A 19,236-nucleotide genomic window follows, 5' to 3' on the forward strand; every position below is an offset into this window, starting at 1 on the left:
GGTGCCGAAGGACCCGGACTCCGGATCGCCCGACGCCGGTGTCGTCAGGTCGTGGGCGCCAGCGACTTCGCGTGTGCCAGGCCACGCTCGACCCAGCGCTCCAGGACCGCGTCGTCCTCGATCACCTCGGGGGCGACGCGGAGCCAGCCGGCCATCGGCGCGCGGTTGCCCATCTGCATCAGGGTCACGCCGGGCTCGTCGAGGAGAGCGTCCGACTCGTCCGGTTCGACCCGCACAAGCAGACCGCCCTGTCCGCTCGCGGAGACGCTCAGGTGGCCGTTCACCAGGAACGCCAGGCCACCGAACATCTTCTTCTCCACGACCGGCTCGCCGGCGACGTGCTCGCGGATCCGGGCCGCAAGGGCCTCGTCGTACGCCATGACGGCACGGTAGCCCGTCCAGGACGGGACCGTCGTCGGGCAGGACTCGGGACATCCTGCTCTGCCCGACGACGTCCGGGCGGCGTCGAATGGAGGTGGACGCCACGACCGCGGCGTCGGTGAGGAGCGTGCGATGAAGACGTCGAAGGTGGCCGAGAGCTTCCTGGCCTGCCGGCGGGTCGCGGTGACCGGAGTGTCCCGAGACTCGGCGAACCACGGCTCGAACGTCGTCTACTGCCGGCTGCGCGAGCGCGGCTACGAGGTGTTCGCGATCAACCCGAACGCGGAGACCGTCGAGGGCGACCGCAGCTACGCCCGGCTGGAGGACGTGCCCGGAGGCATCGACCTGGTCGTGATCGGGACCCGGCCCGAGCGCGCCGAGGAGACGATGAAGGAGTGCATCGCCCTGGGCATGACCCGGGTCTGGATGCACCGGGCCTTCGGTGGCGGCAGCGTCGACCGGAGCGCCGTGGACCTCGGTCGCGCCCACGGCATCACCGTGATCGACGGGGGCTGCCCCTGCATGTTCGCGCCGACCGATGACGGGGCGCACCGCTTCCTGCGTCGCGTGTGCATGCTCACCGGCGCCGTGCCGCGCCAGGTCCCGGAGGCGGTCGTCGGCGGGTGACGTCCAGCTCGCCGGTCAGCCGCAGTGCGACAGGGTGCCGTCGTGGCGGATCTGGTTGCCCATGTCCTGCGCCTGCGAGACGTAGGGCAGGACGATGCTCGCGCCGTACGACGAGGTGCCGATGCCGCCCTGGACGACGCACGAGCGCACCTTGTGCGGGTCCACCTGTGCCAGCACCTGGGCCAGCCGGAACAGCTCCGCGGGCGGGACGTTGGTCGACAGGTGGCTCATCGCGTCCAGCACGCCGCTCTCGATGAACCCCGGCTTGCCGGCGTTGGCCCGCACCTTGGCCTGGATCGCCTTGAGCACGATCTCCTGGTGCTCGGAGCGCTGGAAGTCGCCCCGGGGCAGGGTGTGCCGGATCCGGGAGTAGGCCATCGCGTCGTAGCCGCTGAGGTGGATCCGCCCTGCCGGGAAGCCGCCGGGCTTGAGCGGGATGTCGCTGAACGCGTAGGGGTTGTCGACCTCGATCCCGCCGATCCGCTTGACCATGTGCATGAAGAACTGGAAGCGGGTGACGAAGACGTACTTCGGCTGGACGCCGATCAGGTTGCCGATGGTCTGGCCGAGCAGCTGCGGGCCGCCGTAGTAGAGGGACGCGTTGATCTTGTCCATGCCGTGGCCGGGGATGTCGACCCACGAGTCACGTGGCACGCCGATGATGCTGGCGGCGTGCGTCTGGGTGTTGATCGTGACCAGCTGCAGGGCGTCGCCCCTGGTGTGGGTCATGTCCTCGCCCGGCCGGGCGTCGGAGCCCACGGCCAGGATCGTGATCAGTTGGCTGTTCAGGGCCGCGGCGTTGCCCTGGTCGATCCTGACCAGCGTCCACTCGGTCGGCTTCACCGCGGAGTCGGGGATCGTCAGGGCGACCACGCCGAGCACCAGCGCGAGGGTCGCGATCCGGGTGACCTGCTTCATCCGGCGCCTCATCACTTCACGCCCTGGGACACGTCGTACCCGAAGATCTGCCAGTGGCCCTGAGGGTTCCGGGTCAGGAACAGCCGACCGGCCACGGTCACCTTCTTCACCTTGTCACCCGTCGTCACGAACCTCAGCCGGACCCGGGCGGTCACCCCGGCCGGCCGGCCCTTCGGGGCGAGCACGTCGAGGGTCACCTTGCGCTGTGTGACGGTCACGCCGTCGATGTGCCGGCCCCACGTCTGGTTGGTCATCAGCTTCGGCTGGTGGCGGGCGTCCGCCGCGGCCCGGGTGGTGAACGTGTCGAACGCGTGCGGGTAGCTGCCGGTGGGGTAGCTCACGCCGACGAACGCCCCTTCGAACCAGCCGTCGACCGCGGTCCGGACCTGCGTCTCCAGGGCTCCGCTGCGCTTCTTGAACTCCTTGCGGAAGTGCTTGCGGACGGTCCCGGAGACCTGGCCGAGACTGACCTGGGTCGCCATCGGGGGTGAGCCCCCGTCGGTGGCCGAGGCACCGGGCGAGCCGGCCGGCCCACCTTGGGGGGACGACGAGTCGCTGCCACCGCAGCCGCCGGTCGTCAGGGCCACCGCCAGCAGCGCCGCCGCGACCGTCGTACGACGTCGCGAGAGCGGTCGGGAACGGGTCGGCCGGCCGTGGTCCCGGAGGGGTGGCGACACGTCGAGACGGGGCAAACCACGGTCCTTTCGGCGGTCCGAGGACGGGGAGACAGGGGGTGGTGGTGCTGATCGGTTACACCTTGCACCAACCCGGCACGGTACTTCGGCATTTGTTCGCGTGGGGGACTACCTTTGGTGACGCACCCGACCACCACGCGCACGTATCCGGAAGAGGCGAAGCCACCCGTGCCGCAGCAGCAGACCAGCCCGTCCGACTCCACGCCCGGTTCCGCAGGGCCCTCCTCCGACTTCGGAGCCAACGAATGGCTCGTCGAGGAGATGTTCGAGCAGTTCCAGCGTGACCCCGGGAGTGTCGACCCCACCTGGGCGTCGTACTTCAAGGCTCACCCCGGCGGCGGGAACGGCACCAACGGCACCAACGGGACGGCGAGCGCGAGCGCCGCGGCCCCGGTCGCTGCGGAGCCCGCGAAGCCCGCCGCGCCCGCCCAGCCCGCGGCCAAGGCGGCGGCCGGCGCCGCGGCCGAGTCTCCGGTGAAGCCCGCCGCTCCCGCGCCACGGGCGACGCCGCGACCCGAGACCAAGGCCGCGGAGCCCGCGAAGGGCACGACCCAGCCGGTGCCGAAGGAGAAGGCCGACCCCGCTCCGGCCGATGCGAAGGACCAGCCGACCTACACCGTGCTGCGCGGCGCCCCGGCCCGCACCGTCGCGAACATGGACGACTCTCTGACCGTGCCGACGGCGACCTCGGTGCGCTCGGTGCCGGTCAAGCTGCTGTGGGACAACCGGATCGTCATCAACAACCACCTCTCCCGCGCCCGCGGCGGGAAGGTCTCCTTCACCCACCTGATCGGCTACGCGCTGGTCAAGGCGCTCAAGGCCACCCCGGAGATGAACGTCGGCTTCGACATCGTCGACGGGAAGCCCACGCAGATCACCCCGGCCCACATCAACCTCGGCCTGGCGATCGACATGGTGAAGAAGGACGGCACCCGCCAGCTCCTCGTCCCCAACATCAAGGGTGCCGAGACGATGGACTTCGCCGGCTTCTGGACCGGCTACGAGGAGGTCGTGCGCAAGGCCCGCGACGGCAAGCTCACCGTCGAGGACTTCGCCGGTACGACGATCTCGCTGACCAACCCGGGCACGATCGGCACCAACCACTCGGTGCCCCGCCTGATGCGCGGCCAGGGCGCGATCATCGGCGTCGGCGCCATGGAGTACCCACCCGAGTACCAAGGTGCCGCCCCGGAGACGATCGCGCGCAACGCCATCAGCAAGGTGATGACGCTGACGTCGACCTACGACCACCGGGTGATCCAGGGCGCCCAGTCCGGCGAGTTCCTCAAGCGCCTGCACGCCCTGCTGCTCGGCGAGGACGGCTTCTACGACGAGATCTTCCGCGCGCTGCGCATCCCCTACGAGCCGATCCGCTGGAAGAACGACATCGCGACGTCCCACGACGACGAGATCAGCAAGCAGGCCCGGATCCTCGAGCTGATCCACGCCTACCGCGTGCGCGGCCACCTGATGGCCGACACCGACCCGCTGGAGTACCGCCAGCGCAGCCACCCCGACCTCGAGATCGAGTCGCACGGGCTGACCCTGTGGGACCTCGACCGCGAGTTCGCCGCCGGCACGTTCGGCGGCGAGGGCCGGCCGTTCATGAAGCTGCGCAACGTGCTCGGCATCCTGCGTGACTCCTACTGCCGCACCACCGGCATCGAGTACATGCACATCATGGATCCCGACCAGCGACGCTGGATCCAGGAGCGGGTCGAGCGCCCGCACGTGAAGCCGCCCCGCGAGGAGCAGCTGCGGATCCTGCTGAAGCTCAACCAGGCCGAGGCCTTCGAGACCTTCCTGCAGACCAAGTTCGTCGGTCAGAAGCGCTTCAGCCTCGAGGGCGGCGAGACCACGATCCCGCTGATCGACGAGATCTGCGAGGCCGCTGCCGAGGCGGGGCTCGACGAGGTCACGATGGGCATGGCCCACCGGGGTCGGCTCAACGTGCTGGCCAACATCGTCGGCAAGAAGTACAGCCAGATCTTCCGCGAGTTCGAGGGCAACATCGACCCGCGCACCGTCCAGGGCTCCGGCGACGTCAAGTACCACCTGGGCGCCGAGGGCGAGTTCGTCGCCGGTTCAGGTGCCCAGATCAAGGTCTCGGTCGCTGCCAACCCGTCGCACCTCGAGGCGGTCGACCCCGTGCTCGAGGGCATCGCCCGGGCCAAGCAGGACGTCCTCGACAAGGGCGCCGCCTACCCCGTGCTGCCGCTGCTGGTGCACGGTGACGCGGCCTTCGCGGGGCAGGGCGTGGTGGCCGAGACCCTCAACCTCTCCCAGCTGCGCGGCTATCGCACCGGGGGCACGATCCACGTGGTCGTCAACAACCAGGTCGGGTTCACCACCTCCCCCGGGTCGTCACGTTCGTCGCTGTACTGCACCGATGTGGCCCGCATGGTCCAGGCCCCGATCTTCCACGTGAACGGCGACGACCCCGAGGCCTGCATCCGGGTGGCGCGGCTGGCGTTCGAGTACCGCCAGGCGTTCAACAAGGACGTCGTGATCGACCTGGTGTGCTACCGCCGGCGCGGGCACAACGAGGGTGACGACCCGTCGTACACCCAGCCCCTGATGTACGACCTGATCGAGCAGAAGCGCTCGGTCCGCAAGCTCTACACCGAGTCCCTGATCGGTCGTGGCGACATCACGATCGAGGAGGCCGAGCAGGTCCTGCGCGACTACCAGCTCCAGCTCGAGCGGGTGTTCACCGAGGTCCGCGAGGCCGACTCGCAGCCCTCGGAGTGGACCACCGTGCCCGACTATCCCGACAAGCCGGTCGGCACCGCGCAGACAGCGGTCACCCCCGAGGTGATGAAGCGGATCGCGGACGCCTACGTCACCCCGCCCGAGGGCTTCACCGTGCACCCGAAGGTGATGCCGCAGCTCCAGCGCCGGGCCAATGCCATCTCCGACGGCCCGATCGACTGGGGCACCGGCGAGATCCTGGCGCTCGGGTCGCTGCTGATGGACGGCCGCCCGGTACGGCTGGCTGGGCAGGACTCGCGGCGCGGGACCTTCGTGTCGCGGTTCGCCACGATCATCGACCGGGTCAACGCGCACGAGTGGACGCCGCTGAGCGCCCTGACCGAGGACCAGGCGAAGTTCCACGTCTACGACTCGCTGCTCTCGGAGTACGCCGCGCTCGGCTTCGAGTACGGCTACTCCGTGGCCCGCCCCGACGCGCTGGTGCTGTGGGAGGCGCAGTTCGGGGACTTCGCCAACGGCGCGCAGACGGTGATCGACGAGTTCATCACCTCCGGGGAGACCAAGTGGCGCCAGCAGTCCGGCGTCGTACTCCTGCTACCGCACGGCTACGAGGGGCAGGGTCCCGACCACTCCTCGGCCCGGATCGAGCGCTGGCTGACGATGTGCGCCGACGAGGCGTTCGTGGTCGCCCAGCCCTCCACGCCGGCGTCGTACTTCCACCTGCTGCGCCAGCACTCGCTCGGCGAGGAGCACCGGCCGATGGTCGTGTTCACGCCGAAGTCGATGCTCAAGCGCAAGGAGGCGGCGTCGCAGCCCGGCGACTTCACCGAGGGCACCTTCCGGCCGTTCATCGCCGACGCGACCGCCGACCCCGAGCAGGTCGACACGCTGCTCCTGTGCTCGGGCCGGATCACCTGGGACCTCATGGTGGAGCGGGCCAAGCGGGACGACTCCGAGCGGTTCGCCGTCGCCCGGGTCGAGCAGCTCTACCCGCGGCCGTTCGACGAGATCGTCGCCGAGGTCCAGCGCTTCCCGAAGCTGACCACCGTCCGCTGGGTGCAGGACGAGCCGCTGAACATGGGTCCGTGGCCGCACTACCAGCTCAACGTGTGGCCCCGGCTGCCCGGCGACCTCGTCGTCGAGCCGGTCACGCGGCCGGGTCTCTCCTCGCCGTCGGTCGGCACCGCCAAGCGGCACGCCGAGGAGTCCAAGGCCCTGATGGCGGCGGCGTTCGCGCCGGGAGCCGACCGGGTCGAGCACCACTACTGAGCGGCGACCGATGTACTTCACCGACCGTGGCATCGAGGAGCTCCAGCAGCGCCGGGGTGACGAGGAGGTCACCCTGGCGTGGCTGGGCGAGAGGCTCCAGGAGTTCACCGACACCCACCCGGAGTTCGAGACTGCGGTGGAGCGGTTCGCCACCTGGCTGGCCCGCCTCGACGACCCGGACGACTGACCGAAGGCCCTGTTAGGTTCTCGGCATGGGCCTCGCTGACGACCTGGGCTACCGGCTCCGCCGCCCCAACCCGTTCCAGGCCCTGATGCAGCGGTTCGCGTCGACCCGCCCCGGCGCCTGGGTCTTCTCCAAGGCCCTGCGTCACCTTGACGACGCCGTCGGCCGGCTCTCCCGCGGCCGGACCAGTGCACCCGAGGTGCTGGCGGGGCTGCCGGTCATCGACGTCACGACCACCGGACGAAAGAGCGGCCTGAAGCGGCGCTCGCACCTGATCGCCGTACCCCTCGACGGCACCCTCGCCGTGCTCGGCACCAACTTCGGGCAGCCCTCCACCCCCGGCTGGGTGCTCAACCTCGAGGCCAACCCCCGCGCCTCGGTCACCTATCGGCGACGTACCGTCCAGGCGTCGGCACGACCGGCCACCGACGACGAGTACGCGCGGGTGCTGGCCGGGTCGTCCCAGGTGTACGCCGGCTACCTGAAGTACCAGCAGCGGATCACCGGTCGCCGCCTCCGGATCTTCCTCCTCGACCCCGCCTGACCCACTCGGCACAAACCGGCACCCCCAAGCCGCTCAGTCGGCGCAAACAGGCACGCCCAAGCCGCCGAGTCGGCGCAAACACGCACGCCCAAGCCGCTGCTTCGGCGCAAACAGACACGCCCAAGCCGCCGAGTCGGCGGAAGCAGGCACGTCCAAGCCGCTGACTCGGCGCAAACAGGCACGTCCAAGCCGCTGACTCGGCGCAAACAGGCACGTCCAAGCCGCTGACTCGGCACAAACAGACACGCCCAGACCGCTGACTCGGCGTACAGGTGCGGTCACTTTGCGCCGACTCGAGGTCGTACGTCTGCCTCTTTGTGCCGACTCGGCGACGTACGTCTGCCTCTTTGTGCCGACTCGGCGACGTACGGCGGTCTCTTTGTGCCGACTCGGCTACGTACGGCGGTCTCTTTGCGCCGACTCAGCGGTGGCGGGGGAACTCCACCACCTGCTGGAAGGTGGGGCGGTTCTGCCAGTCGATGTTCGGCTGGCCGACGATGCCGAGCGCCTGGAAGCCGATCGAGTCGAACTCCGGCATGGTCTGCCCGGCCGCCTTCGACAGGGTCGACGCGGTCCACGAGGCGACGTCCGGGCTGCCGTTGGCGGTGACCAGCGCGTCGTACGTCCGCGACAGCGCGCGGGAGATCGCGCGACGGCAGGTCAGCGGGCCTCCCCCGCACTCGTGCCGGGTCAGCTCACGCCCGAAGCCGTCGACCGGGTGCCGACCGAGCAGCTGCTGGAGCGACGACATCAGGTAGCCCTCGTAGCCGCCGTCGTACGCCGAGCCGAGGTGCGCGCCGCCGCTGTTCGGCGTGTTCACCCACTGCATCGGCAGCTTCGCGTAGCCCGCGGTCGTCGCGCCCCCGGTCGAGCCGACGCCCGACTCGCCGCCCTTGGCGAGGATCGGGTCGTAGAGCGCCCGGATCAGGTACGGCGTGAGCTCGTCGTCGATCGCGATCGCGGCCGCGTGCTGGTACTGGGTGTCCGAGGCCTTCGCCTTGCGCCGATGCGCGCCGTCGGCCACCCACGCTCTCAGCTGGCGCAGCATCGCCGTGGTGTGCGCGCTCTGGTGATGACCCTTCAGATAGCGCAGCAGCAGCGGCGCGACCTCGAGACCGTCGAGGTCCTGGCTGGCGGCGGTCTCCATCGCCGTGACCACGTCGACCCGGGTGACCCGGTCGTGGGTCCGGCGCAGCTGCCGCTCCAGCTGGTCGACGAGCATCACCGAGCGGTAGGTCTGGCCGTTGGCGTACTCGCCGTCGGTGGCGAAACCGGGCGCGGGCTTGTTGTTCCAGCTGACGAAGAAGCCCTGGCGCGGGTTGACCTGGTGCACGTGCTGCCGGAACGACAGGAAGCCGCGCCACTCGGCCTTCCCCGTGCCCCACGTCGGCAGCGTCGGGTCGGCGTGCGGGTTGCGCCGCGGGTCGCGCCCGCTCACGAAGTAGCCGGTGTCACTGCTGTCGACGTAGAGCCAGTTGAAGGTGTAGCCGATCTGGTTCGCCGCCCGCATCCAGCTGTGCACGCCTCGGGTGCGGCTCGGGTCGGCGAAGCCGAGGAACCCGATCACCGAGTCGATGTCGTGGTTGTACGTCGACCGCTGGCTCACGATCGCCACCGGCCGGCCGTGCACGCGGGTCCACCCCTGCACGACGCCGTGGCGGGTCAGGTAGATCTGGTGGTCCAGCGTCGCCGGCGCACCGCCGCCGCTGCCGGCCTTGGGCACCACCGACTCGCTGAAGGTCTCGTGCACCATCGGCACGCACCGCCCCTGGAAGAGGTACGACGTGCCCGTCGCCGACGGCGGGCCGCCGCCGGGGTCGCAGATCCGCTCGACCCGCTGGTCGATCAGGTCGCTGCCGGCCGAGGTCGCCGACCACGCGTAGTCGCGACCCCGCCCGAGCTCCACCAGCCCGGTGCCGGGGAAGGACGCCCCCATCGCGTCGTACCCGGGCGCGTGCAGGTCGAGCATGCTCAGGATCTGCGGCGCGAAGTAGGACACCTGCGGCCCGAACACCGCGACCGGGTGGCCCGAGCGCGTCCGCGAACCGTTGACCACCAGGGCGTTGCTCATGTGCCGCGGCATCGCCTGCAGCGCGGCGATCAGGTGTGCCCCCTCCTGGGCTCGCAGCGACGCGGGGCTCGACGTGGGGCTCGACGCGGGAGACGCGGGCAGCGCCGAGGCCTGTCCGCAGCCCGCCGACGTCGAGACCGGACCTCCCGTGAGCGCCTGCGGTCCGGGGATCGCGTTCAAGGAGCGGTGCCAGGGCTTGGTGCGCACGTCGTAGGTGAACCGCTTCTGCGACGTCGTCGGAGCCAGCGGGTCGTTCTGGTGGTCGAGGTCGCGGTAGGCCGCGAGCCCGGCTCGGGCGCCGTACCGGCCGCGGAGGTACGTCAGCAGGTGGGCGTCGTCGGTCTCGGACCCACCGCCCTTGCCGAAGATCCCCCCGATCAGACCGGCGATGGCCACGACGTCCGCGTCGGTCCAGTGCTGCGGCACCGCCTGGTCCGGCCCGGCGGCGACGTAGTCGGCCGGCAGCAGCGCCGGGTTGCTGTTCGTGGCGTCGATGTAGGCGTTCACGCCCTGCACGTAGGAGTCGATCATCTGCTTGGCGCGCGCGCCCTCGGCGCCGTACCGCTGGGGCAGCCGGTCGACCTGCTGCTGCGCCTGCGCCTGCGTGTACGGCGCGAGCAGGAGCTGGTCGTGGTCCATCTGCTCGAACGCGCACGACGCGCCGAGGAAGCTCGACAGGGTGCCCGAGCCGTAGTGGCGCAGCACGTCCATCAGGAAGAGCCGGTCCTCGGCCTGGGCGTAGCCGGCACCGAAGGCAGCGGAGGCGTCGGTGTCGCCGTAGATGTGCGGTACGTCGTGGGTGTCGCGGTAGATCGTGACGCCGGGCCCGGGGTGCTCGGTGCGGGTGACGTCGGCCGCCTTCACGCCGAACGACTCGTCGTTGAAGTAGGTCCCGAGGTTCGCGTCGGTCAGGGACGGGTAGCCGTAGAGCAGCGAGCTGTACTCCCCCAGCTGGTCCTGGCTGTTCGCGGGCCGCTGGCCGGTGGCCTCGAAGGCGAGGGCCTGGGTGGCGGTGACCAGGCCGTTCTCCCCGGGCGGGAGCACGTAGCGAGCCTGGCCGTCGGCGTAGTCGTGCAGCCGGTACGACGGCCCGCCGCCGGCCGCGCTCGCCGCACCGAGCGGCGGCGAGAGCAGCGCGAGCACGGTCGCGGTGGCGGTGAGGAACAGGGTGAGCGAACCGGCGCGACGACGCATGCAGACCTCCTGGAGCGGCTGGAGATCCAACGGCTCCGCGGCCGGAAGGTCACGCAGGCGAGCGTCAGCGCGGCTTGACGGTGAGGTCGCTGATCGTCGCGTCGGGTGTGAGGTCGAGCACGTGGAGGATCGCGTCGGCCACGGTCGCCGGGTCGATCCAGTCACCGGCGTCGTAGGTCCGGCCCTCCTGGTCGTGCACCTTCTGCTGCATCGGCGTCGCGGTGCGCCCGGGGTAGACGCTGGTGACGCGTACGCCGTACCCCTGCTCCTCGGCGCGCAGGGAGTCGGCGAGGGCCCGCAGCCCGTGCTTGGACGCGGCGTACGCCGACCACTGCGGGCCGGCGAACAGGCCGGCGCCGGAGTTGACGAAGACGACCGTGCCGCCGGTGGCGCGCAGGGCCGGCAGGCAGAGGCGGGTCAGCACCGCGGGGGCCACGAGGTTGACCGCGAGCTGCTCCTGCCAGGCCTCGGTCGACAGGTCCGACACCGGGCCGAGCTCGACGACACCGGCGGCGTGCACCACGGAGGCGAGGCGCTCCGGGAGCTGGTCGGCCAGCCGGGCCACGGCGTCGGCGTCGGCCAGGTCGGCGACGAACACGGTGGCGCCGGGCAGGTCGGCCCGCAGGTCGTGGGCGCGCTCCGTCGAGCGGGCCAGCAGCACCAGCTCGTCGCCGCGCTCGACCAGTCGGTCGGCCAGGACCGCGCCGATCCCCGAGCCGGCACCGGTGACCAGATGGGTGGCCGTCATCGCGTGAAGACGACCTTCCCGAACAGCTCGCCCGCCTGCATCGCGGCGAGACCGGCCCGGGCTTCGGTCATCGGCAGCACCCGGTCGATCAGCGGTTCGGTGCCGGTGGCATCGAGGAAGCTGACCAGCCTGGCCAGCTCGTCGCGGGTGCCCATGGTCGAGCCGACCACCCGCAGCTGGAGGAAGAAGATCCGGTTCAGCTCGGTGAGCTCCGGGTTGGCTCCGCTGGTGGCACCGCTGATCACGACCGTGCCGCCCGGCCGCAGCGAGCGCAGCGAGTGCGACCACGTGGCCGCGCCGACCGTCTCCATCACGGCGTCGACGCGCGCCGGCAGCCGGGCACCGGACTCGAAGACCTGATGGGCACCGATCTCGAGCGCCCGGGCCCGCTTGGCCTCGTCGCGACTCGTGGCCAGCACCTGCAGCCCTCCGGCCCGGGCCAAAGTGATCAGGGCGGTGGACACCCCACCACCGGCGCCCTGGACCAGCACGGACTGGCCGGGCTTGAGGTCGCCCTGCACGAAGAGCATGCGGTACGCCGTGAGCCAGGCCGTGGGCAGGCACGCGGCCTGCTCGAAGCTCAGCGAGGCCGGCTTGGGCACGAGGTTGGAGCGCGGCACCGCGACCCGGTCGGCGAACGTGCCCTGGTAGCGCTCGGAGAGCAGCGAGCGCCGAGGGTCCTCGGTCTCGTCACCCCGCCAGGCCGGGTCGCCGATCACCGCGTGGACCAGCACCTCGTTGCCGTCCTCGTCACGGCCGGCGGCGTCGCAGCCGAGGATCATCGGGAGCGCGTCCTCGCGGAGCCCGACGCCGCGCAGCGACCAGAGGTCGTGGTGGTTCAGCGAGGCCGCCTTCACCTCGACCGTGGTCCAGTCGGCGGGCACCTCCGGATCGGGGCGCTCCCCCACCACCAGGCCGGCCAGTGGGTCGTCGGCGGAGCAGGACTCGGCGTACACAGCGAACATGCCACCGACCCTAGCGAGGCCCCCGCCGGCCCGGAACGCCGTGTCGCTCTGCGCCGACTCGGCGCGATCTGCATGTCCCTGTGCGCCGACTCGGCGCGATCTTTGTGTCTCTTTGCGCCGACTCGGCAGAGTTGCGGTGCCTGTTCGCGCCGACCGGGTCAGCGGCGGGCGACGCCGTCGGCCCGGGCCGCGGCGGAGACGGCGGCGGCGACGCTCGGACCCACGCGCGGGTCGAACGGCGAGGGGACGATCAGGTCCTCGGCGAGGTCGTCGCCGACCAGCCCGGCCAGGGCGCGAGCGGCGGCGAGCTTCATCCCGTCGGTGATCGCGGTGGCGTGGACGTCGATGGCGCCCCGGAAGATGCCGGGGAACGCGAGCACGTTGTTGATCTGGTTGGGATAGTCCGACCGCCCGGTTGCGACGACCCGCGCATGCCGGTGCGCGACCTCGGGCAGCACCTCCGGGGTCGGGTTGGCCAGCCCGAAGATGATCGCCTCGGGCGCCATCGTGGCGACGACCTCCTCGGGCACGGTGCCGCCCGAGACGCCGATGTAGACGTCCGCCCCGGCCATCACGTCGGCCAGCGATCCGGACCGGTCGTGCCGGTCGGCGGTGTCCTGGGCCAGGGCCCGCTTGACCGGCGTGAGGTCGGTACGCCGTGAGTTGAGCACGCCCTGGCGGTCCACGACCGCGAGGTCGGTGACACCCGCGCCCAGCAGGATCCGGGCCACGGCGACGCCGGCCGCGCCGGCGCCGGAGATCACCACCCGGGTCCCGGCCGGGGATCGGCCGGTCAGGCGCAGCGCGTTGGTGAGCGCAGCGAGGGCCACCACGGCGGTGCCGTGCTGGTCGTCGTGGAAGACCGGGATGTCGAGCATCCCCTTGAGCCGCTCCTCGATCTCGAAGCAGCGGGGCGCGGAGATGTCCTCGAGGTTGATCCCGCCGAAGCTGGGGGCCAGCCGGGCGACGGTGGCGATGATCTCCTCGACGTCGGTGGTGGCCAGGCAGATCGGGATCGCGTCGACGCCGCCGAACTGCTTGAACAGCACGGCCTTCCCCTCCATCACCGGCATCGCGGCAGCAGGCCCGATGTCGCCGAGGCCGAGCACCGCGGTGCCGTCGGTGACCACCGCAACGGTGTTGGGCACCCACGTGTAGTGCTGGGTCAGCGCCGGCTCGGCGGCGATCGCCTCGCAGACCCGGGCCACCCCGGGGGTGTAGGCGAGGGAGAGCCCCTCACGGTCGGTCAGGCCCACCGTCGAGCGGATCTCCATCTTGCCGCCGACGTGCAGGTCGAAGACCGGGTCGCCGGCGAAGGGGTGGTGGTCCGTGCGGTCGGCGTCTGGGCGTGCCACCTCGACACTGTGGCACAGGGAGTACGTCGTGCCCGACGCGTCCGCCGTCGGTGGACACCGGCCGGAGCCCGCGGCTCCGCGTCACAGGCGGCTCGCGCGGCCGGGGCGCGGCCAGACCCGCGCCCGGACCACGGCGACGACGTCCTTCTCGGCGACGACCCCTCGGTGACGCGAGTCGACTCCCTGCTCGGGGTTGTCGCTGAGCAGCCACCAGCCCGGCTCGCCGGCCCGTGCGGTGCGCCGCTCGGTCGCCCGCTTGACCGCCAGGGTGCCGTCGGCGAAACGGGCCAGCACCAGCGCGCCCGGCGTCACCGGCACGGCGTACCGGACCAGCAGGCGGTCACCGGGCCGCAGGGTCGGCCGCATCGAGTCGCCGCCCACCCGCGCCAGCCCGAATGGGTGGCCGGACGGAGGGTACGAACCCGGTCCGCGAGGGTGTCTCGGCACACGAGTAGTGTCCCAGTGGTGCCGCCAGACGGCACCCTTCCCTACACGAGAGGACTCCGATGCTCGCGAACCTGTTCGCTCCGACCGTCGATGTCTCGGCCCACTGCGACCTGCCCTGCGGCGTCTACGACCCGGCTCAGGCCCGCATCGAGGCCGAGTCGATCAAGGCGATCATCGCCAAGGTCGCCGACAACGACGACCACGACTTCCGCACCCGCGCGATCCTGATCAAGGAGCAGCGCTCGGAGCTGGTCAAGCACCACCTCTGGGTGCTCTGGACCGACTACTTCAAGCCCCCGCACTTCGAGAAGTACCCCCAGCTCCACACCCTCGTCAACGAGGCCACCAAGCTGGCCGGCGCGACCGGCACCAAGGGCGAGCTGGACGCCGGCAAGGCCGACGAGCTGCTCGCCAAGATCGACGAGATCGCCGAGATCTTCTGGGAGACCAAGAAGGCCTGAACGCAGTTCACGCCTGCTCGGTCGTCAGCACCGGGGGCCCGCCTTTTCGGCGGGCCCTCGTTGCATTTCCCGCAACCGGGTACGACGCCCCCTTAGGGTGGGCTCCATTCGTCCACCCACGACGAGAGGAAGACGATGGATCTCCCGCCACCGGCGAAGCCAGACGTCGTCCTGCGCGTGCCTGCCGACAGCGCCTACGTCTCGGTGCTGCGCACGATGACCGCCGGCCTGGCCGCGCGACTCGACTTCACCGTGGACGACATCGAGGACCTCCGGATCGCGGTCGGCGAGGCCTGCGCACTGGTGCTGCCCGAGGCGGCTCCCGGGGGCGACCTCGAAGCGGAGTTCCGGCTCGACCACGGTGCCCTGACCGTGTCGGTGAGCGTGCCGACCGAGGGCCCGTCCGCGCCCGACCAGGACAGCTTCGCGTGGCAGGTGCTGAGCACCCTGGCCACCTCCACCTCGGCCACGGCCGGCGACGACCGCTACGAGGTCACGTTCGTCACCGAGTCGAGCGTCCCTCCCGACAGAGCACGCAGCGGAGTCCTCGGCTGAGATGACTTTCGACACGTCAGGGGGCTCGGGAGCCCGCGGGTCGGATCCGAGGGTCGAAGGGGCCCGCCGACGCAATGCTCAGCTGTTCGCCGTCTTCCGGGACGAGACCGCGACGGAGCCGACGCGGCTGGCGGCTCGCGACGGTCTGGTCACGCTGCACCTGCCGCTCGTCGAGCACTGCGCCCGGCGGTTCCGCAACCGGGGCGAGCCGTTCGAGGACCTCGTGCAAGTGGGCACGATCGGGCTGATCAAGTCCATCGACCGCTTCGACCTCGAGCGCGGCGTGGAGTTCTCGACGTACGCGACCCCGACGATCATCGGCGAGATCAAGCGCTACTTCCGGGACAAGGGCTGGGCCATCCGGGTCCCCAGGCGGCTCCAGGAGCTCCGCATGCAGATCGGCGCCGCGACCGGTGAGCTGACCCAGACCCTCGGCCGCTCACCCACGCCGCGCGAGCTCGCCGAGGCCCTCGACTGCACGGTCGAGGACATCGTGGAGGGCATCGAGTCCAGCAACGCCTACTCCACGCTCAGCCTCGATGCCGCCGACGACAGCGGTGAGGACGGCGGCACGTCGATGCTGGACACCATCGGCATCGACGACGAGGGCCTCGAGCACATCGAGATCCGTGAGTCGATCAAGCCGCTGCTGGAGGCGCTCCCTGCCCGCGAGAAGCGGATCCTGCTGCTCCGGTTCTTCAAGAACCGGACGCAGTCCGAGATCGCCGACGAGATCGGGGTCAGCCAGATGCACGTCTCGCGGCTCCTGAGCCGGACCCTCGACCAGCTCCGGAGCTCGCTCGAGGAGACCGTCTGAGGCGGCTCCGCCTACGGCGCGTGGTCGCGGTCGCCGGCCCGCTCGCCCGGTCGGTCGCCGGCGAGCGCCGCGATGCTGGCCGGGTGCAGCAGACCGACCAGGACCACCGCGGCGACCACGGCGAGCCCGACCGCCACCCAGGTCGACGAGCGGACGTCCCAGGCCAGGCCCAGCACCATCACCTGGACCACGATGACCGGGCTGCGGGCGCCGGCCGTGCCGTGCGTCACCAGCCAGGCGCAGGCCACCAGGGCCCCACCCAGCAGCACGAAGAACACCGCGGAGGTCACGCCCATGGCCACCCGGTCCGCGTGCACGCTGGCGGCCTCCAGCACGCCGTACCCCAGCACCAGGAGCCCCTCGAGTCCCGCCAGGCTCGCCGCCACCACCAGAGGCGGTGGCAACGGCAGCGAGCGCGGTTCCGGCATGCCGGTCAGCCTACGAGGTCGGCCTCGGCCGGCCCACGGCCGCCTTTCTGCAGGCCTGTGACGAAACTGACCGCCGCCAGGGGTTGTCTCACCGGCGAATCCTTGCCACTGTGGAGGACGCGCTCGTGAATGGATTCACATCTGCGCGCCCCGACGATGTCTGCCGTGAAAGTGAGCTCTGCCCCTCCATGGATTGGCGTGACCGTTCTGCGTGCCTCGACGAGGACCCGGAACTGTTCTTCCCTATCGGCAACACCGGCCCGGCGATCCTCCAGATCGAGGAGGCCAAGCAGGTGTGCCGGCGCTGCGACGTGCGCGAGCAGTGCCTTGCGTGGGCGCTCGAGGCGGGACAGGACCACGGCGTCTGGGGCGGCCTGAGCGAGGACGAGCGCCGCGCCCTGAAGCGCCGCAACTCCCGCACCCGCGTGCGCACCGCCTGACGTCGGTCACGGATCCAGAGGTACGTCGACGACGACCCGCGCGCCCCGGTCGGGACCCGAACGGAGCTCCAGCAACCCCCCGAGCTCGGACTCGACCAGCGTGCGCACGATCGAGAGCCCCAGGTTGAGCGAGGTGTCGGGGTCGAAGCCGGTCGGCAGCCCGACGCCGTCGTCGTCGACGGTGACCCGCAGCCGCCCGGCGAGGCGTTGCGGCTCCACCGTGATCCGCCCGGCCTGCCCCTCGTCGGGGTAGCCGTGCTCGACGGCGTTCTGGAGCAGCTCGGTGAGCACCATGGCCAGAGCAGTGGCCGACTCGTTGGGCAGGACGCCGAACGACCCCTTCCGGTGTACGACGACCCGGTCGGCCCGTGCTCCCACGTCGGTCACCATGGCACCGAGCCGGTCGGCGATCTCGTCGAAGGCGACCTCGTCGAGCACCTCCTGGCTCAGGGTCTCGTGCACGATCGCGATCGAGCCGACTCGTCGGACGGCCTCCTCCAGCGCGAGCTTGGCCTCCACCGAGTCGATCCGCCGGGCCTGGAGCCGGAGCAGGGCGGCCACCGTCTGGAGGTTGTTCTTCACCCGGTGGTGGATCTCCCGGATCGTCGCGTCCTTGGTCACCAGCTCGCGGTCGCGGCGCCGCAGGTCGGAGACGTCGCGCAGCAGGACCAGCGCACCGATGTGCTCGCCCCGGGCGCGCAGGGGGATCGCCCGCACGATCAGCGACACCTGGTCGTCTCCGAGCTCGGTGTCGCGGTGCAGCCGACCACCCAGCACGGCGCTCAGCGTCTCCTCGTCCGGCCGGCGTCGCGGGGGCACCAGCCGACGGGTCAGCGCCGCCAGGTCCTGGCCGTCGAGGTCGCCGGACAGGCCGAGGCGGCGGTAGACCGAGAGCGCGTTGGGGCTGGCGTAGCCGACCCGGCCGTCGGCGTCGACGCGGACGAATCCGTCACCCACCCGCGGCGAGTCGGCATGGTCGCTGCGCTGCGCGCCGACCGGCGGGAAGTCGCCGGACGCGATCATCGCGGTCAGCTCGGCCGCGCTCTGGAGGTAGGACAGCTCCAGCCGGCTCGGGGTCCGCACGCCCAGCAGGTTGGTGTTGCGGGCGATCACCGCGATCACCCGGCCGCCGTGCGGGACCGGGATGGTCTCCACCCGGACCGGGACGTCGTCGCGCCATTCGGGGTCGCCCTCGCGTACCAGGCGTGCGTCGGCGTACGCGCGGTCCAGCATCTGCCGGCGCCCGACCGGGACGAAGGTGCCCACGATGTCGTCGACGTACGCCGTAGGTCCGGTCGTGGGCCGCATCTGGGCCGCGGCCCAGAAGCCCTCGCCGGCCCGGTCCGGGAGCCAGAGCACCAGGTCGGCGAACGACAGGTCGGCGATGATCTGCCAGTCGGCCATCAGCAGCTGGAGCACGCCGACGTCGGCCTCGTCGAGGTCGGTGTGGCTGCGGACCAGCTCCAGCAGGGACGGCACCGCCCCAGCGTAGGTCCAGCGTAGGTCCAGCCCAGGGCCGGTGCTCGAGGCCCTCCGGCGCCGTCGCGACCGTGGTGGGCGGCTGGCAGGATGGACCGCATGTCGACGGCGTACTGGGACCAGGTGCGGTCCGCCGAGATGGCGGTCCCGACCGACCGGCCGCTGCCCGACCTGACCGCGGAGCTGACGGTCATGCTCGGGTCCACGGACCCGGTCGAGCGGGACGAGACCGCCTACCCGATCCTGGCCAGCTGGGTCTCTGCGGGCGTGTACGACGACCTGCTGGCCGGCCTGGGCGACGGCATGGCCGCCGGCCTCACCCGCGGGCTGGGCGAGGTGGGCACCGACACCGTCTTCCGGCGCAGCTTCTCCGCGCTGGTGCTGGCCGAGTGCGTGGCCCGCGACAACGAGCACTCGCTGCTGCCCGACACCAAGATCCTCGACTGGGGCGACCGGATCGCCGGCTGGCTGGTGCGCGAGCGCGACGTGCGTGGCTTCGTGCCCGGGCGGGGCTGGGCGCACGCGATCGCGCACGGCGCGGACGCGATCTCGGTGCTGGCGGAGTCCTCGCACTTCGGGCTCAACGAGCTCACCGTGCTCCTCGACGTGATCGCCGACCGGGTGCTCGAGCCCACCTCGGCACCGCTGAGCGCCGGGGAGCCGGACCGACTGGCCCGGGCCACGATGACCATCCTGCGCCGCCGGCTGGTCCCGCTCCGGATGATCGAGCCCTGGCTGGCCCGGATCACCTCCGCCGCGCTGGCCGTGGTGCCCGCCGACCAGGACCCGTTCCTGACCACGGCCAACCCCGAGGCCTTCCTGCGGGCCCTGCACCTGCAGATCGCGCTCGCTCCCGAACCGATCGGCGTCCGGGCCGACCTCCTGCTGGCGGTGATGGATGCCCTGCGCACCACCAACCGGGTCCACGTGCTCCCGCCCGCGTGAC

19 protein-coding genes are annotated in these 19,236 nt (G+C 71.3%); 9 read left to right on the plus strand and 10 right to left on the minus strand.

The window, feature by feature from the left end; genetic code table 11:
- Window positions 1-44 precede the first annotated feature (44 nt).
- Window positions 45-380 carry a TfoX/Sxy family protein gene (locus E3N83_RS08605; RefSeq protein WP_151082880.1) on the minus strand — a complete coding sequence of 112 codons (336 nt, stop codon included), beginning with the start codon at window positions 378-380 and terminating at the stop codon, window positions 45-47.
- Between the two features lie 133 nt (window positions 381-513).
- Between E3N83_RS08605 and E3N83_RS08610 the strand changes: the two genes are divergently transcribed.
- Window positions 514-1,008, plus strand: a complete 495-nt coding sequence (locus tag E3N83_RS08610; protein WP_151082881.1) for a CoA-binding protein — start codon at window positions 514-516, stop codon at window positions 1,006-1,008.
- A gap of 15 nt (window positions 1,009-1,023) precedes the next feature.
- On the opposite strand, the gene E3N83_RS08615 is transcribed toward E3N83_RS08610, so the two are convergent.
- Entirely contained in the window at window positions 1,024-1,926 is a 903-nt protein-coding gene (locus E3N83_RS08615; RefSeq protein ID WP_238343131.1) for an LCP family protein, read from the minus strand.
- 11 nt (window positions 1,927-1,937) lie between these two features.
- A complete protein-coding gene (locus E3N83_RS08620; RefSeq protein WP_151082883.1) occupies window positions 1,938-2,603 on the minus strand; it encodes a hypothetical protein in 666 nt (221 codons plus the stop codon).
- Window positions 2,604-2,789: 186 nt separating this feature from the next.
- On the opposite strand from E3N83_RS08620, the gene E3N83_RS08625 reads away from it, so the two are divergent.
- Genes E3N83_RS08625 through E3N83_RS08630 form a run of 3 tightly spaced genes read left to right on the plus strand, consistent with a single transcriptional unit; the run spans window position 2,790 to window position 7,330 of the window.
- Window positions 2,790-6,602, plus strand: coding sequence for a multifunctional oxoglutarate decarboxylase/oxoglutarate dehydrogenase thiamine pyrophosphate-binding subunit/dihydrolipoyllysine-residue succinyltransferase subunit (locus E3N83_RS08625; RefSeq protein ID WP_151082884.1), 3,813 nt, complete (start codon window positions 2,790-2,792; stop codon window positions 6,600-6,602).
- Between the two features lie 10 nt (window positions 6,603-6,612).
- Complete coding sequence (locus tag E3N83_RS19520) at window positions 6,613-6,789, plus strand: DUF6104 family protein (protein WP_191908020.1); 177 nt, start codon at window positions 6,613-6,615, stop codon at window positions 6,787-6,789.
- A 25-nt stretch (window positions 6,790-6,814) separates the two neighbouring features.
- Window positions 6,815-7,330: a nitroreductase family deazaflavin-dependent oxidoreductase gene (locus E3N83_RS08630; protein WP_151082885.1), complete on the plus strand. Its 516-nt coding sequence runs from the start codon at window positions 6,815-6,817 to the stop codon at window positions 7,328-7,330.
- Between the two features lie 421 nt (window positions 7,331-7,751).
- Here the strand turns inward: E3N83_RS08630 and E3N83_RS08635 are convergent, their stop codons facing one another.
- The 5 genes from E3N83_RS08635 to E3N83_RS08655 all read right to left on the minus strand — a co-directional run bounded on the left by E3N83_RS08635 (window position 7,752) and on the right by E3N83_RS08655 (window position 14,044).
- Complete coding sequence (locus tag E3N83_RS08635) at window positions 7,752-10,595, minus strand: penicillin acylase family protein (protein ID WP_151082886.1); 2,844 nt, start codon at window positions 10,593-10,595, stop codon at window positions 7,752-7,754.
- A 64-nt stretch (window positions 10,596-10,659) separates the two neighbouring features.
- On the minus strand, window positions 10,660-11,343 hold the full coding sequence (locus E3N83_RS08640; RefSeq protein WP_151082887.1) for an SDR family oxidoreductase: 684 nt from the start codon (window positions 11,341-11,343) through the stop codon (window positions 10,660-10,662).
- The gene (locus E3N83_RS08645) at window positions 11,340-12,308 is read right to left on the minus strand and encodes a zinc-binding dehydrogenase (protein WP_151082888.1); all 969 of its coding nucleotides are present in this window, start codon (window positions 12,306-12,308) and stop codon (window positions 11,340-11,342) included. Before E3N83_RS08645 ends, E3N83_RS08640 begins: the two co-directional genes overlap by 4 nt.
- A 158-nt stretch (window positions 12,309-12,466) precedes the next feature.
- Window positions 12,467-13,582 (minus strand): NAD(P)-dependent malic enzyme, encoded by a 1,116-nt coding sequence (locus E3N83_RS08650; RefSeq protein WP_151085061.1) that lies wholly within the window; start codon window positions 13,580-13,582, stop codon window positions 12,467-12,469.
- Window positions 13,583-13,744: 162 nt separating this feature from the next.
- Window positions 13,745-14,044: a S24 family peptidase gene (locus E3N83_RS08655; RefSeq protein WP_238343132.1), complete on the minus strand. Its 300-nt coding sequence runs from the start codon at window positions 14,042-14,044 to the stop codon at window positions 13,745-13,747.
- 125 nt (window positions 14,045-14,169) lie between these two features.
- Between E3N83_RS08655 and sodN the strand changes: the two genes are divergently transcribed.
- From sodN to E3N83_RS08670, 3 genes are all read left to right on the plus strand, one after another.
- Complete coding sequence (gene sodN / locus E3N83_RS08660) at window positions 14,170-14,571, plus strand: superoxide dismutase, Ni (protein ID WP_151082889.1); 402 nt, start codon at window positions 14,170-14,172, stop codon at window positions 14,569-14,571.
- Between the two features lie 135 nt (window positions 14,572-14,706).
- Complete coding sequence (locus tag E3N83_RS08665) at window positions 14,707-15,126, plus strand: ATP-binding protein (RefSeq protein WP_151082890.1); 420 nt, start codon at window positions 14,707-14,709, stop codon at window positions 15,124-15,126.
- A 1-nt stretch (window position 15,127) separates the two neighbouring features.
- On the plus strand, window positions 15,128-15,943 hold the full coding sequence (locus E3N83_RS08670; protein WP_151082891.1) for an RNA polymerase sigma factor SigF: 816 nt from the start codon (window positions 15,128-15,130) through the stop codon (window positions 15,941-15,943).
- A gap of 11 nt (window positions 15,944-15,954) precedes the next feature.
- Here the strand turns inward: E3N83_RS08670 and E3N83_RS08675 are convergent, their stop codons facing one another.
- The gene (locus E3N83_RS08675; RefSeq protein ID WP_151082892.1) at window positions 15,955-16,371 is read right to left on the minus strand and encodes a hypothetical protein; all 417 of its coding nucleotides are present in this window, start codon (window positions 16,369-16,371) and stop codon (window positions 15,955-15,957) included.
- A gap of 188 nt (window positions 16,372-16,559) precedes the next feature.
- Between E3N83_RS08675 and E3N83_RS08680 the strand changes: the two genes are divergently transcribed.
- On the plus strand, window positions 16,560-16,811 hold the full coding sequence (locus tag E3N83_RS08680) for a WhiB family transcriptional regulator (protein WP_151085065.1): 252 nt from the start codon (window positions 16,560-16,562) through the stop codon (window positions 16,809-16,811).
- A 6-nt stretch (window positions 16,812-16,817) separates the two neighbouring features.
- Here the strand turns inward: E3N83_RS08680 and E3N83_RS08685 are convergent, their stop codons facing one another.
- On the minus strand, window positions 16,818-18,290 hold the full coding sequence (locus tag E3N83_RS08685) for a sensor histidine kinase (RefSeq protein WP_151082893.1): 1,473 nt from the start codon (window positions 18,288-18,290) through the stop codon (window positions 16,818-16,820).
- A 99-nt stretch (window positions 18,291-18,389) separates the two neighbouring features.
- Between E3N83_RS08685 and E3N83_RS08690 the strand changes: the two genes are divergently transcribed.
- Complete coding sequence (locus tag E3N83_RS08690) at window positions 18,390-19,235, plus strand: DUF2785 domain-containing protein (protein ID WP_151082894.1); 846 nt, start codon at window positions 18,390-18,392, stop codon at window positions 19,233-19,235.
- Window position 19,236 lies beyond the last annotated feature (1 nt).

It is taken from the genome of Nocardioides cynanchi (assembly GCF_008761635.1).
Taxonomy (GTDB): domain Bacteria; phylum Actinomycetota; class Actinomycetes; order Propionibacteriales; family Nocardioidaceae; genus Nocardioides; species Nocardioides cynanchi.